Raw genomic sequence first — 12,949 nt, 5'->3', positions numbered from 1 at the left:
TACAGCTACATCAAATGTTCCAAAAAAATATAGAAGAGCTAATGCAAATTAGCCGCTATCGGTTGAAGGATTACATCAAAGGACAAAGAGCTATATCGCTTGCCCTATCTACCTTCTAGCTCGCTTGTCCCCCTCTCAGTTCGCCCGTACTTTTTCAGCAAACCCTAATTTTTTTCCCCACCTAAAGTAGTACATCTCCGTTTTGGCAATATACGAAAACGAGAATTTCATCAGTTTTTAGCTCGTATTTGACCAGAGTTTGAAGCTTTGGTTATTGAACATAAATTAGTTAATGTCTATTTAGATCGAATTGAAGCATTTAGATAATTTTTCCTAACATTCAGTGCGATAGCGCTAAGGTGGGTAATGCCTACCTTACTCTAGGGAAAGTCCAGTGATAATATCTTCTGGGGGAATCCCAGCTTGAATTAAATTGGTTGTTAATCCTTCTTCAAGATTATCATCTTCAATGACAATTTTATTTTTCAATAAACGAGCGTGAAATAAAATTGTATTAATCCATACTTCTTTTTCCCAACCAGTCATAATTATTAAAAAGTTGCCTGATTCTGGATCACAAACTGGGGTAATTTTAAGGGTTTGTAATCGAGGTTGCATCGCTGACTCTTTTCTGATAACTTGAGTCAGAATATCAGCATAATTTACTGTGTTATCCATTCGACAATTATCTACTTTTGAGGATTATAAATAATTAAATTGATTCTATTACGTTTAATAACCAGTTGGAAAATAGCTTTTTTGAAGTGTTTTAAATAAACCGCTTCACTAATGCCCAAAAAAAGTTTTCTTTCAGGTTCTTGTGAATCTAAAGCCCATTGGTATAATTGAAGTTGTCCTATTGTTTTTTCTAATTCACTGATAACTGAAGGCGTATCAAAGTCTTTGATTTCTACGGCAATTTTACGATCTTCTTTTTCCGCAGCAAAAAACTTTTCTGCTCCTAAATCAGCTTTAAGCAAGGTTTTTTCTAAGGTTAGAATTAAAGGATCATCAGTGATTTTCCAACCTTCTTTTTCTAAAGTATGACGTAATGATAAATGTAGATCGTCTCGTCTGGACATCCTTATAAACCCTGCTTAAGAGGTTCGTTTACTATTTTACTACAGTTCGCCCTAATTCGGATTTATTATGACTGAAAAAGCGGTAAGGTGGGCAATGGCCACCCTACTATTTCTATTTTCGCTTGGTCAGGCTAGAGACTAACCCTAATCCTAACAAGGCAACAACGGAACTCAGTGCAGATATGGTAGGGTGCGTTCCCTCATGCGAGTCCTATCGCTCCACCAATCGATTTTGGGGAACGCACCATCCTCATTGATTCAAGCAAATGATAATAATCTAAAAACGTCTAGGCACAGCGACGGACGGCAGTGCGATCGCTTATGATCGAGTTGTAAATTTTTGTTACGAAGTGCAGTCAGATTGAACAATTTGTGCTATATTTTCGGGGGAAAAGCTGATGTTATTTCGGCTGATTGTCAGCAATCTACCTAAAGGAATTCGAAAGACTGCGATGACCTACTATAAAGACCTGACTCCCTACGAATATTTTGCCAGGCATGAACCACCTGTACTAAGAGGTGAGCGTATGCTAACCACTCTCAATGTTGGTTGGCTCAGCGGCAACAAATTCTATTCAAAGGGGGAAACTTCTCAAGAGTTCAAGGATACACTGTTCCAACTCTGTCTGGACGAATACATCGTTAATATTGCTCGTGGGTTTCATGTATGCGAATTGTGCCGTGACATTTCCTATGAACAATGGTGCATACCACGATATGGGGAAAAGACTCATTGGCTCAACATCGGAACTGGCGAGATCCGTGTGATTGGCCAATCTGCCATCTACGCTGCGCCTACACTCATCTATCATTACGTTGTGGAACACCAGTATAAGCCACCAGACGAATTCATCGAAGCCGTTGTTACGGGTCCTTCGCCAGAGTCAGAAGAATACCAAGCTCTCCGAAGAAAATTTCATTCATTCAAGTAAATGATAATAATCTAAAAACGTCTAGGCACAGCGACGGACGGGAGTGCGATCGCTTATGATCGAGTTGTAAATTTTTGTTACGAAGTGCAGTCAGATTGAACAATTGGTGCTAGATTTTCGGGGGAAAAGCTGATGTTATTTCGGCTGATTGTCAGGAATCCACAAAACGGGGTGATATGCGGAAACTTTCGGCATATCCTTACTCTGGTTATTCGGAAAGTTTCTGTATAATTAATAGTGGGATTGCAAGAGTAGAAAAAGTAGTAAAATAGTCCAATATGCGTAAAACATCAACAAAACATGACTACTCTGTTGCAAAAAGCATTCACAGAAATCCAGAAACTGCCAGAGCATCTTCAAGATGAACTTGCTCAACAATTGCTGGAAGACATTGAAAGTGAATTAAAATGGCAGCAAAGCCTTTCTAACGAAGATCTGGAATTGGGAGCTTTAATAACAATGGCACAGGAAGCCCTGATAGAAGAACAAGAGGGGAGAACAGAAGATAAAGGCTTTGGAGAAGAATGAAGTCAGCCAGAACCAAGAGGTTTCGTCAACTTTTTCTCAGTTTGCCGCAAAGGGTACAAGAAACAGCCAAGAAAAATTACGAGATTTGGCAAGAAAATCCATTTCACCCCAGCCTAGAGTTCAAAGAAGTGAAACCAAGAGAAAAAATCTGGTCAGTCAGAGTCGGCATTGGATGGCGAGCATTAGGGATTAAGAAGTCAGACGAAGAAAAGATAGTTTGGTTCTGGGTTGGGTCGCACTCCGAGTATGACAAGATTCTAGGTAAGAATTAGGAGCGATCTAACCAATCACTGCACCGGGACCTTGTGCTAAAGTTATCTACATCATCCAAAGTCATTGGCGGCGAGTGAGTTCAACCGTTAGACATACTCCTTGCTCCAACGAGCGGGCTGCTAATACAGATGAATTACGATTTATCCATACTCTAATCTTTTTGATTATTGAACATTTCAACTTCTCCCATCTGTCTGGTGTCACATTTGAACTCATACAATTAAGGAGTAATTTTCAATGAAAACACTGTATGAAAAGCTTGGTGGTGCAGCGGCTGTTGATCTAGCTGTAGAAAAATTTTATGAAAAGGTCTTGGCAGATGAGCGAGTCCAGCGTTTCTTCACTCCTACAGATATGCAACAACAGAAACAACATCAAAAAGCCTTTATGACCTATGCTTTTGGTGGTGCTGAACAATGGAATGGTCGTCCTATGAGGGATGCACATAAAGAATTAGTGGCTGAGATGGGCTTAACCGATAGCCACTTCGATGCGATCGCTGAGGATTTAGTTGCTACCCTCGTTGAGTTGGAAGTTCCTCAAGCCTTAATTGATGAGGTGGTGCAGATTGTAGGTTCTGTTACTCATCGCAATGATGTCTTAAATCGCTAGAGCAATGTAGCTGTAGGGTGCGTTCCCTCATGTAACTCCTACTGCTCCACCGATCGATTGTGGGGAACGCACCATGCTCATTGATTCAAGTAAATGATAATAATCTAAAAACGTCTAGGCACAGCGACGGACGGGAGTGCGATCGCTTGTGATCGAGTTGTAAATTTTTGTTACGAAGTGCAGTCAGATTGAACAATTGGTGCTGCAACCTTGGGGAAAAGCTGATGTTATTTCGGCTGATTGTCAGGAATCCACAAAACGGGGTGATATGCGGAAAATTTCGGCATATCCTTACTCTCGTTATTCGGAAAGTTTCTGTATAATTAGTTAAACCTAAAAAATGAGGCAAAATCAATGACGGACAAAAATAAGCCAGAAGAAGTTCAAGAGGCAATGATTTCAGTGGGAGTGGGTACGGCCATTGGAGCTAGTGCATCGGCAGTAGTTGGCGGTATGGGACTTGCTGTAGGAGGAACTGCTCTAGGAGTCGGTATGGCTCCAGTAGCAGCGGCAGGAGCAGTTGTCGGCACGGCAGTTTACGGAACCAAGAAAGCAATAGAAGAACAAGACGCAACGGCAATTGGAGCAGCGGCAATTGGTGCGGGTGCTGGAGCCGGTATATCAGCATTGGTTGGGGGTATGGGATTAGCAGTGGGAGGGACGGCAGTTGCAGTTACAATGGCTCCCGTAGCGGCAGTAGGAGCAGTAATTGGTTTAGCTGGGTATGGTATCTCTAAATTATTCACTGAGTAAGTAATGGCTACACGGAAGAGACAGTCCCCCAATGCTGCTCAAAAATTAGTAAGAGGAGCAATTCGGGACTTTATTAATCAGCTTAATGGCATAGTTATTGAGCCTGAGATAAATGCTCCTGTAAAGGGGACAGAGGCTTGGTATCGGGACAAACTGGCTAGGGAATTAGGAGGAAAAACCGAGGTTTACATTGATAAGGTAGGTAGAATAGATGTCTTAACTAATACGGAAATAATTGAAGTCAAAAATACAAAAGGCTGGAAATCAGCGATTGGACAAATAAAGAGTTATGGACAGTATTATCCCAAGCATAAAATGAGAGTTCACCTATTTGGGAAATTGACTGAAAGTAAACTGGAAACTATTCAGAGAGTATGTAACCTAGAAGGTATAACTCTAACTTGGGAATAGTATGATCGCTGCTCTGGTAGGGTGCGTTCCCTCATGTAACTCCTACTGCTCCACCGATCAATTTTGGGGAACGCACCATGATCATTGATTCAAGCAAATGATAATAATCTAAAAACGTCTAGGCACAGCGACGGACGGGAGTGCGATCGAATTTAGACAAATATGGGGGCATTTTACCTTCTCAGCGTTGGGGTTATTGGCTCTCGACCTGATATTATCGATAGTCAGGAGCAGGCAAGCAAATTGCGCCATAATGCTGAAACCCGTGAGCAGGTTTAGGTAGGTTTTGCTGAATAAAGGTGAAATGTAGGCAAGGTAAGGGTTTTGTGGCTTTTCTCGCTCCCACAGGTGCAAGATTTTGAGAGAATCGTGCTTCAAAACCTTGCGTCTTCATCGGCCCGCGTCCTGTAGGGGCGAAGCATTCGGATAAAAAATCTACGGTTTCACCGATAGCTTATTGCCCGAATGCTTCGCCCGTACTTTTTCAGCAGCCCCTAGATAGTAAATGTACCTTGTCGATGATGCTGACGAACCAGCAAAAGGTTCGTAAGAACCTACAGCTTATAGCACCGTTATCTGTAAATATTCTCGTTTTCAAGGTTTAATTGGGCAATAGCTCCATCAATTAAATCACAGCCCTCCCCCAGAGATTCGATGCGCGAAAACCGATCGCGCCAAACCGCCGCACCGGTAAAATCCTGACAATACCAAGCCAGATGTTTCCGCGCTTGCCAGATACCGCGTTGTCCCTTGTATAGCCATAGCCCCTGTAAATGCTCTTTAGCTAGGGTTAACAGGTCAATAGAGGTGGGTTTCGGCAACTTTTTGCCTGTTTTGAGGTAATAATCGATTTCCCCCACCAAATAGGGATAACCGAGGGTTCCCCGCGAACACATCACCCCATCGGCCCGGGTAAATTCCAAACAATTAATCGCCGCTTCCACAGAAACAATATCACCATTAGCGATGACAGGAATCGATAAAACCTCCTTCACCCGTTTAATCCATTGCCAATCGGCTGGCCCGTGATAACCCTGTTCCCTAGTGCGTGCGTGCAGGGTCAACATTTGCGCTCCCGCATCTTCCAAACGACGGGCAAAATCGATAATATTAATCTCCTGAGCGTTCCATCCCAAGCGAGTTTTCACCGTTACTGGCACTGATACCGCTCCCACCACTTCCCTAACAATTTGCTCGGCAATTTCTGGCTGTCGTAAAAGGGAAGAACCGCCGCCTTTTTTAGTAATTTTATTAACAGGACAACCCATATTAATATCAATGGTCATCGCTCCTTCCTTAACCGCTTTTTCCGCCGCCACAGCCATAAAATCAGGACGGCAATCAAATAACTGCATACTAATTGGTTGTTCTTTGTCCCCGATAACCATCAATTGCGGTAACTCTTGCAGCTGGGAGATTTCTGTCGCATTAACCATCTCCGTATAGAGCATCGAATCAGGAGCAAAGCGTCTCACCAAGCGCCGAAACACTAAATCGGTGACACCAGATAAAGGTGATTGCAAGACGCGGCTATGCACTGCTAAATTACCGATTTTGAGAGGGGATGAGTAGATAGCCATAGAACCAGTTAAAAAATCAACAGCCAACACCAGCAAACCGAACAATTAGGGAATAGTTCCGTCACTGTTAACATTTTGCCAACCCCTAATATATGCTTAACCGTCAACTTCTAGCCTAAAACTACCTGTATGATGATTGCAGAGGATAAAATCTTATCTCTCCTAAACGAGTAATTAAACAAAAATTTCGCTTTTTTTATGGATAATCTGCAACTCTGGCAACGTTACCAAGATTGGTTATACTATCACCCTAACCTAGAACTTTATCTCGATGTCAGTCGGATTCCCTTCGATGAGGCTTTTCTCAAAGGTCTAGAAGCAAAATTTCAGCGTGCTTTCCAAGATATGGCAGCTTTAGAACGGGGTGCGATCGCCAATCCCGACGAACAGCGTATGGTCGGCCACTACTGGCTGCGCGCTCCTGAACTCGCTCCTAACCAGGAATTGCGGGCCGAAATCACCGAACCCTTAGCACAGATCAAAGAATTTGTCAAGAAAATTCACTCCGGAGCGATTAAGCCGCCCAATCGGTCAAAATTCACCCATATTCTCTGTGTAGGCATCGGGGGGTCTGCTTTGGGTCCCCAATTCGTCGGTTCGGCTCTATCCCCCCTTAATCCCCCCTTAGAGATTGCTTTTATTGATAATACCGACCCCAAAGGCATCGATCGCACCTTAGCCCATTTACCCTTAGCTACCACCCTCGTTATCGTCACCAGTAAATCCGGCGGCACTCCCGAAGCGAGAAACGGAATGTTAGAAGTCCGCAACGCTTACGAAAAACTAGATTTAGACTTTCCGCAACACGCGGTCGCCGTCACCATGCCGGGTAGCCGACTGGACAAATACGCCCAAGATTGGCTAACTCGTTTCCCCATGCAGGATTGGGTCGGTGGTCGTACATCAGAACTATCCGCCGTCGGTCTTCTCCCGGCCGCTTTGCAGGGTATCGACATTGATGAAATGTTAGCTGGGGCCAAAGAAATGGACATCGCCACCCGCGTCCATAACCTGAAAAAAAATCCTAGCGCCCTACTGGCCCTAGCTTGGTATCATGAGGGCAAGGGCAAGGGAGAGAAAGATATGGTGATTCTGCCCTACAAAGACAGTCTCTATCTCTTTAGCCGCTATCTGCAACAATTGGTCATGGAGTCCCTCGGTAAAGAAAAAGACCTCGATGGGAATAAGGTTTACCAAGGTATCGCCGTCTATGGTAACAAAGGTTCCACGGACCAACACGCCTACGTCCAACAATTACGCGAAGGTGTCCCCAATTTCTTCGCCACTTTTATTGAAGTGTTAAAAGACCGACAAGGAGATTCCATCGAAGTGGAAACCGGCTCCACTGCTGGCGATTTCCTCTCAGGATTACTGCAAGGTACTCGACAAGCTTTATACGAAAATAGTCGTCACTCTATCACTATCACGATCCCAGAGGTTACTCCCCGTCAGGTGGGGGCCCTAATTGCCCTCTACGAAAGGGCCGTTAGTTTCTATGCTAGTTTAGTTAACATTAACGCCTACCATCAACCCGGGGTAGAAGCGGGGAAAAAAGCCGCCGCTTCCATTCTGGATTTACAAAGAAAAATCGTGCAAGTTGTTCGGGAAACGGGGACTTCTCTCGACTTAGCCACTCTAGCGGCCAAAATCGGCGCTAGTGACCAAGTTGAAGCTATCTATAAAATTGTCCGTCATCTCAACGCTAATCGGCGCAGTTTAACTATTACCGGCGATTTAAGTAAACCAGAAACGATCCAAATCTCTGCCCGCTAATCAGTCGTCGGGAGACAGGAGACAGGTGTTGGGGTTTTGGGGTTTTGGGGTGATAGGATTTTGGGGTGATAGGGTGATGAGACAGCTTCCCCACTTCCCACTTCCCACTTCCCCACTTCCCCACTTCCCCATCTCCCCAATTCATAATTCATAATTCATAATTCATAATTCCCCACTGAATATAACTAACCATGGAAATGCTCGAAAACCTGAAAATGGCTTTTTCCGCTTTGATGGCCAATAAACTGCGTAGTGGTCTGACCATGCTAGGAATTGCTATCGGTAACGCCTCCGTCATTGCCCTAGTGGGAGTGGGTGAAGGAGCGCAAAAAGTTGCTATCGAGCAGTTTGAAGCCCTCGGTCCGAATGTTTTATTTGTTTCCACCTCTTCGCGCAATGTCCGGCGGACAATTCCTAATCCCCGGCCGCTCACCTACGAAGATGCTCAAGCGATCGCATCTCAAGTTCCCGCCATTGCCGCCATTTCTCCCGAATTGAGCGGTAAAAAAATCCTATCCTTCGGTAATAGAACCAGTAATAGCCCCCTAATCGGGGTGGGAGCCGAGTACCTAAACGTGCGTAACCGTCAACTATCTAAAGGTAGATTTATTATGGAATCTGACCTGAAACGGGATAATCGCGTGATTGTCTTGGGATCGGAATTAGCTAAAAATCTCTTTGGTAATCGCGACCCCGTCGGCGAAAATCTTCGCATCGGCAATCTTAGTTTTCAAGTCATTGGAGTTTTACAGGCGAAAGGCTCCTTATTTGAGACTAATCAGGACGATCGAGCTTTAATTCCCCTAACTACCATGTCTAATCAGGTTCAAGGCCGCAGAGCTATCTTTGGCATTCCCCTGACTCATATTTCTGTCTTGGCCAAAAACTCCGCCCAAATTAAAGCCGCCCAGTTTCAGATTAGCAACCTGCTGCAAATGCGTCATCAGGTCAGCGACGAGAATTATGTGCAGATTTTCCCCCAAACCGCAGTCCTAGAAATGGCCAAAGAAACTAACGATAGTTTAACTAGAATGTTAGCCTCGATCGCTAGTATTTCTCTTTTTGTCGGGGGAATCGGTGTCATGAATATTATGCTCGTGTCAGTCACGGAAAGAACCCAAGAAATCGGGTTAAGAAAGGCTTTAGGAGCGAAAGAAGGGGATATAAAAGGTCAATTTCTGATTGAATCGGTGATTTTAGCCACCACTGGCGGAATTATCGGGATTTTTGTCGGCATTCAAGGAATGTATCTAGCGGGAATTTTTGCTGCTTTAACCACCAGTGTCTCAATCCCTGCGATAATTCTCGCTTTAGGAGTTTCCAGCGCCATCGGTCTGATTTTCGGTGTTGTTCCCGCTCATCGTGCCGCTAAATTAGACCCAATCGTTGCTTTGAGAAGATTATAGTTTTTCTAGTTCTTGTCCTGACCTCGGGATTCTATACCCGCATCCGTTGCCGTAAAGCCCTCCGCTTGCGCTAATATTTGTAGATTATGGGCTATGGAGGCGAAGGAATCGGCAGGATATTCGATCAAAGTGGCGGAATCGAGAAAAGTTTCCACTCCCACGGGACAACCTAAATAATCGGCCACCGCTTTTGGAGTAGTAGAACCAAGGAGAATAGTTCCCGATTGTCTCACAGAAGATAGCTTTTCCCAAGGTTCATCGATCATTAAGGATAAATGGGTGGGAGCAAAAAGATTCGATAATTCGATCGCTTTTTCCAATGACTCCACCACCACGATTAAACCATAATGAGCGATCGCTTTTTCCGTTAACAATCTCTGGGGATGTATCTGTAACTGTTTTTGCACTTCTTCCTGTACTATTAAAGCCAAAGCCTTATCCGTCGTCAATAAAATCGCTGCCGCTAGGGAATACTGTTCCGCTTGCGCTAATAAATCTAGGGCTAACTGTCTGGGATTAGCTTGATTATCGGCAATAATAACCAAATCAGAAGTAATAGAGAGATAATCGATTTTTACATGGTCAGAAACCAGTTTTTTAGCCAAATTAGTATAAAAATCACCTATTCCGGCAATCATCTCCACGGGAGCGATCGTTTTTGTGCCGTAGGCTAAAGCGGCGATCGCCTGTGGTCCAGCCACCCGATAAATCTCACTAATACCCACCGATTGGGCTGCCACTAAAATCGCCGGATGGATGCGTAAATCCTCATCGGCGGGGGATACCATGACAATCCGTTTAACCCCCGCTATTTTGGCAGGAATCGCCTGTTGGAGCAATAAACTGAGATAGGCTCGTTTACCATCGGGAACGACAATTCCCACACTGTTAATCGGTTGATAACGTTTCCCTCGAACTGTACCATCCTCAGGAAACTGCACCCAAGCTTTGGGAAGACGCTGACGATGAAAAGCCTCCATTTTTGCACAGGCAACAGCGATCGCATTTAATAAATCCTGGGACACCTGTTGATAAGCAGCATCCAGATCCGAGCCACTCACCTTCAGTTGTTGTAGATTAAGGGACTGTTGATAGAATTTTTGCGTGTAATCCACTAACGAGCGATCGCCAGAAAGTCGCACCTGCTCGACAATCTCTCGGACAAGCGATTCTTTTTCCCGAATTTCCGGATCGTCGAACCGTTCCCGAATTCGTCTCAGTTCCGTTCTGGCTGACCATGGCTCTGTGATAATTCGCAACATCGAGCTATTATCCTCTAGGGGCGAAACGAGATTAAAAGGTTTTCACTTCTCACACTCTAGCTTATCGCTTTCAATCTTGACCGGGGAGGGAGACGAAGTCGGTTATTTTAGCCGTCGGTAGGCAGGAGTCAGGAAATAGGGTGATAGGGTTTTGGGGTGATAGGGTTTTGGGGTGATAGGGTGATGAGACAGCTTCCCCACTTCCCCACTTCCCCAATTCCCCAATTCCCCAATTACCCACACCCCACACCCCACACCCCATCCCCCCACACCCCACTTCCCCACTTCCCGATTTCCCGATTTCCCCAAGGTAACAAAACCAGATATTCTACTAAATAGTCGCCTATCACACCAGCCTGATCTCGTGGTCGTCCAATGCAGTTTGCCAAGATATTAATCGCCAATCGCGGGGAAATCGCCTTAAGAATCCTTCATAGTTGCGAAGAATTGGGCATTAGAACCGTTGCCGTCCACTCTACCATCGATCGCCATGCCCTTCATGTTCAATTGGCCGATGAGAGTGTTTGTATTGGTCCGCCTCCGAGCAGCAAAAGTTACTTAAACATCCCTAATATCATCTCGGCTGCCCTAACACGCAACGCCACGGCCATCCATCCTGGTTACGGTTTTTTGGCAGAAAACGCCCGCTTTGCCGAAATTTGTGCCGATCATCAGTTAACTTTTATCGGTCCGTCTCCCAGTGCTATTCTGGCTATGGGCGATAAATCTACCGCTAAAAAAACGATGCAGAGAGCGGGAGTTGCCACTATCCCCGGCAGTGGTGGTTTAATTACCTCAGAAGCGGAAGCAAAGCGTATCGCTGATGACATCGGTTATCCTGTCCTGATTAAGGCCACTGCTGGGGGTGGAGGGCGTGGGATGCGTCTTGTCAAGAGTGCAGATGAACTAGGTGATATGTTAAAAGCCGCCCAAGGGGAAGCAGAAGCGGCTTTTGGCAATTCGGGAGTATATCTAGAAAAATTTATCGAATGTCCCCGACATATCGAGTTTCAGATTTTGGCCGATAGTCACGGTAACGTAATCCATTTAGGAGAAAGAGACTGTTCGATTCAGCGACGACACCAAAAACTGCTAGAAGAAGCACCTAGCCCCTTCTTAACGCCCCATTTACGCTCCAAAATGGGTAATGCCGCCGTTAAAGCCGCTAAATCGATTAATTACGTCGGGGTGGGAACCGTGGAATTTTTAGTCGATAAACACGGTAATTTTTACTTCATGGAAATGAACACCCGTATTCAGGTGGAACACCCCGTCACGGAGATGATCACGGGGATGGACCTGATCCGAGAACAAATTCGGGTGGCACAGGGCGAAAAACTGCAAATTAAGCAAGATCAGGTGATATTTAGAGGGCATTCGATCGAGTGTCGCATTAATGCCGAGGATCCCGATCACAATTTTCGTCCTCACCCCGGCAAAATTAGCGGTTATCTGCCCCCCGGCGGTCCAGGTGTCCGCATGGATTCCCACGTTTACACCGATTACGAAATCCCCCCCTATTACGATTCCCTAATCGGTAAGTTAATTGTCTGGGGAGAAAATCGCGAAACTGCCATTAAACGCATGAAACGCGCCCTGCGGGAATGTGCGATCACGGGAGTACCGACGACTATTGATTTCCATCGTAAAATATTGGAAACTCCAGCTTTTTTAGCCGGAGATGTTTACACTAATTTCATCCAGGAACATCTCTTGCCCTAGCGCGTTACCATGAATTTTAGACGAGAGTAGGTTGGGGATAATAATGACAGTAGAAGTTAAATTTAACTCGTTTCAACTGAGCGATGAACAATTCTTTCAACTTTGTCAGGATAACCGAGATTTACGTTTGGAACGCAACGCAAAAGGAGATTTAATTATTATGCCACCGACTGGAGGAGAAACCAGCAATTCTAACGCTGGAATCACTGCCCAATTATGGTTATGGAATAACCTACATAAATTAGGTGTAGTTTTTGATTCTTCTGGAGGATTTAAACTACCGAATGGGGCCGATCGCTCTCCCGATGCTGCTTGGATACCTTTAGAAAAATGGCAAGATTTAAACCCACAACAAAAGGAAAGATTTTTACCTCTATCTCCCGATTTTGTCATTGAATTAATGTCTCCTAGTGATAGCCTAGAAACTGCTAGGAAAAAAATGCAGGAATATTTAGATAATGGGACTCGTTTAGGTTGGTTAATCAATAGAAAAACTAGAGAAGTAGAAATTTATCGTCAAGGACAGGCAGTAGAAATTTTAACTAATCCAGAGAGTTTATCGGGGGAAAATATTTTATCTCAATTTGTCTTAGAACTTGATAATATTTGGTAATT

Annotated in this window: 16 protein-coding genes; 10 read left to right on the top strand and 6 right to left on the bottom strand. The window is 44.6% G+C overall.

What is annotated here, in order from left to right; genetic code table 11:
* Positions 1–375 precede the first annotated feature (375 nt).
* Positions 376–678 (bottom strand): element excision factor XisI family protein, encoded by a 303-nt coding sequence (locus tag O9324_RS21910; RefSeq protein WP_004161548.1) that lies wholly within the window; start codon positions 676–678, stop codon positions 376–378.
* 11 nt (positions 679–689) lie between these two features.
* Complete coding sequence (locus O9324_RS21905) at positions 690–1,082, bottom strand: XisH family protein (RefSeq protein ID WP_288141300.1); 393 nt, start codon at positions 1,080–1,082, stop codon at positions 690–692.
* A gap of 452 nt (positions 1,083–1,534) precedes the next feature.
* Between O9324_RS21905 and O9324_RS21900 the strand changes: the two genes are divergently transcribed.
* The 6 genes from O9324_RS21900 (at position 1,535) to O9324_RS21875 (ending at position 4,591) form a co-directional block, all read left to right on the top strand.
* Entirely contained in the window at positions 1,535–2,014 is a 480-nt protein-coding gene (locus tag O9324_RS21900) for a DUF7919 family protein (RefSeq protein ID WP_260441949.1), read from the top strand.
* Between the two features lie 300 nt (positions 2,015–2,314).
* Positions 2,315–2,542, top strand: coding sequence for a hypothetical protein (locus tag O9324_RS21895; RefSeq protein WP_004161551.1), 228 nt, complete (start codon positions 2,315–2,317; stop codon positions 2,540–2,542).
* Positions 2,539–2,814, top strand: coding sequence for a ParE family toxin-like protein (locus O9324_RS21890; protein WP_004161552.1), 276 nt, complete (start codon positions 2,539–2,541; stop codon positions 2,812–2,814). The genes O9324_RS21895 and O9324_RS21890 overlap by 4 nt, the downstream gene beginning before the upstream one ends.
* 238 nt (positions 2,815–3,052) lie before the next feature.
* Positions 3,053–3,427 (top strand): group I truncated hemoglobin, encoded by a 375-nt coding sequence (locus tag O9324_RS21885; protein WP_194015893.1) that lies wholly within the window; start codon positions 3,053–3,055, stop codon positions 3,425–3,427.
* A gap of 354 nt (positions 3,428–3,781) precedes the next feature.
* The gene (locus O9324_RS21880) at positions 3,782–4,180 is read left to right on the top strand and encodes a hypothetical protein (protein WP_002746868.1); all 399 of its coding nucleotides are present in this window, start codon (positions 3,782–3,784) and stop codon (positions 4,178–4,180) included.
* 3 nt (positions 4,181–4,183) lie between these two features.
* A complete protein-coding gene (locus O9324_RS21875) occupies positions 4,184–4,591 on the top strand; it encodes a hypothetical protein (protein ID WP_150977591.1) in 408 nt (135 codons plus the stop codon).
* A 572-nt stretch (positions 4,592–5,163) separates the two neighbouring features.
* Here the strand turns inward: O9324_RS21875 and dusB are convergent.
* Positions 5,164–6,171 carry a tRNA dihydrouridine synthase DusB gene (gene dusB, locus O9324_RS21870; protein ID WP_288141299.1) on the bottom strand — a complete coding sequence of 336 codons (1,008 nt, stop codon included), beginning with the start codon at positions 6,169–6,171 and terminating at the stop codon, positions 5,164–5,166.
* 198 nt (positions 6,172–6,369) lie between these two features.
* Here dusB and O9324_RS21865 point away from each other — a divergent pair, with 198 nt between their 5' ends.
* On the top strand, positions 6,370–7,944 hold the full coding sequence (locus O9324_RS21865; RefSeq protein ID WP_288141298.1) for a glucose-6-phosphate isomerase: 1,575 nt from the start codon (positions 6,370–6,372) through the stop codon (positions 7,942–7,944).
* Here the strand turns inward: O9324_RS21865 and O9324_RS21860 are convergent, their stop codons facing one another.
* Complete coding sequence (locus tag O9324_RS21860) at positions 7,945–8,076, bottom strand: hypothetical protein (protein ID WP_287632674.1); 132 nt, start codon at positions 8,074–8,076, stop codon at positions 7,945–7,947.
* A gap of 59 nt (positions 8,077–8,135) precedes the next feature.
* Here O9324_RS21860 and O9324_RS21855 point away from each other — a divergent pair, with 59 nt between their 5' ends.
* Positions 8,136–9,350 carry an ABC transporter permease gene (locus O9324_RS21855; RefSeq protein ID WP_288141297.1) on the top strand — a complete coding sequence of 405 codons (1,215 nt, stop codon included), beginning with the start codon at positions 8,136–8,138 and terminating at the stop codon, positions 9,348–9,350.
* Positions 9,351–9,355: 5 nt separating this feature from the next.
* Here the strand turns inward: O9324_RS21855 and hisD are convergent, their stop codons facing one another.
* Both hisD and O9324_RS21845 read right to left on the bottom strand, forming a co-directional pair.
* Positions 9,356–10,612, bottom strand: coding sequence for a histidinol dehydrogenase (hisD, locus tag O9324_RS21850; RefSeq protein WP_002768240.1), 1,257 nt, complete (start codon positions 10,610–10,612; stop codon positions 9,356–9,358).
* Positions 10,613–10,714: 102 nt separating this feature from the next.
* Positions 10,715–10,921, bottom strand: coding sequence for a hypothetical protein (locus O9324_RS21845; protein WP_288141296.1), 207 nt, complete (start codon positions 10,919–10,921; stop codon positions 10,715–10,717).
* Between the two features lie 66 nt (positions 10,922–10,987).
* Between O9324_RS21845 and accC the strand changes: the two genes are divergently transcribed.
* Positions 10,988–12,334 carry an acetyl-CoA carboxylase biotin carboxylase subunit gene (accC, locus tag O9324_RS21840; RefSeq protein WP_004161563.1) on the top strand — a complete coding sequence of 449 codons (1,347 nt, stop codon included), beginning with the start codon at positions 10,988–10,990 and terminating at the stop codon, positions 12,332–12,334.
* 43 nt (positions 12,335–12,377) lie between these two features.
* Complete coding sequence (locus O9324_RS21835; protein WP_288141295.1) at positions 12,378–12,947, top strand: Uma2 family endonuclease; 570 nt, start codon at positions 12,378–12,380, stop codon at positions 12,945–12,947.
* Positions 12,948–12,949: the final 2 nt, after the last annotated feature.

The sequence above is a fragment of the Microcystis sp. LE19-84.1B genome (genome assembly GCF_027531875.1).
Classification (GTDB): domain Bacteria; phylum Cyanobacteriota; class Cyanobacteriia; order Cyanobacteriales; family Microcystaceae; genus Microcystis; species Microcystis panniformis.
This window is presented reverse-complemented; position numbering and strand designations above follow the sequence as displayed.

What these genes read in the sequence shown, in the direction of transcription:
- O9324_RS21910 (WP_004161548.1), bottom strand. Translation starts at nt 678, where the DNA reads ATGGATAACACAGTAAATTATGCTGATATTCTGACTCAAGTTATCAGA.
- O9324_RS21905 (WP_288141300.1), bottom strand. Translation starts at nt 1,082, where the DNA reads ATGTCCAGACGAGACGATCTACATTTATCATTACGTCATACTTTAGAA.
- O9324_RS21900 (WP_260441949.1), top strand. Translation starts at nt 1,535, where the DNA reads ATGACCTACTATAAAGACCTGACTCCCTACGAATATTTTGCCAGGCAT.
- O9324_RS21895 (WP_004161551.1), top strand. Translation starts at nt 2,315, where the DNA reads ATGACTACTCTGTTGCAAAAAGCATTCACAGAAATCCAGAAACTGCCA.
- O9324_RS21890 (WP_004161552.1), top strand. Translation starts at nt 2,539, where the DNA reads ATGAAGTCAGCCAGAACCAAGAGGTTTCGTCAACTTTTTCTCAGTTTG.
- O9324_RS21885 (WP_194015893.1), top strand. Translation starts at nt 3,053, where the DNA reads ATGAAAACACTGTATGAAAAGCTTGGTGGTGCAGCGGCTGTTGATCTA.
- O9324_RS21880 (WP_002746868.1), top strand. Translation starts at nt 3,782, where the DNA reads ATGACGGACAAAAATAAGCCAGAAGAAGTTCAAGAGGCAATGATTTCA.
- O9324_RS21875 (WP_150977591.1), top strand. Translation starts at nt 4,184, where the DNA reads ATGGCTACACGGAAGAGACAGTCCCCCAATGCTGCTCAAAAATTAGTA.
- dusB (WP_288141299.1), bottom strand. Translation starts at nt 6,171, where the DNA reads ATGGCTATCTACTCATCCCCTCTCAAAATCGGTAATTTAGCAGTGCAT.
- O9324_RS21865 (WP_288141298.1), top strand. Translation starts at nt 6,370, where the DNA reads ATGGATAATCTGCAACTCTGGCAACGTTACCAAGATTGGTTATACTAT.
- O9324_RS21860 (WP_287632674.1), bottom strand. Translation starts at nt 8,076, where the DNA reads ATGGGGAAGTGGGGAAGTGGGGAAGTGGGAAGTGGGAAGTGGGGAAGC.
- O9324_RS21855 (WP_288141297.1), top strand. Translation starts at nt 8,136, where the DNA reads ATGGAAATGCTCGAAAACCTGAAAATGGCTTTTTCCGCTTTGATGGCC.
- hisD (WP_002768240.1), bottom strand. Translation starts at nt 10,612, where the DNA reads ATGTTGCGAATTATCACAGAGCCATGGTCAGCCAGAACGGAACTGAGA.
- accC (WP_004161563.1), top strand. Translation starts at nt 10,988, where the DNA reads ATGCAGTTTGCCAAGATATTAATCGCCAATCGCGGGGAAATCGCCTTA.
- O9324_RS21835 (WP_288141295.1), top strand. Translation starts at nt 12,378, where the DNA reads ATGACAGTAGAAGTTAAATTTAACTCGTTTCAACTGAGCGATGAACAA.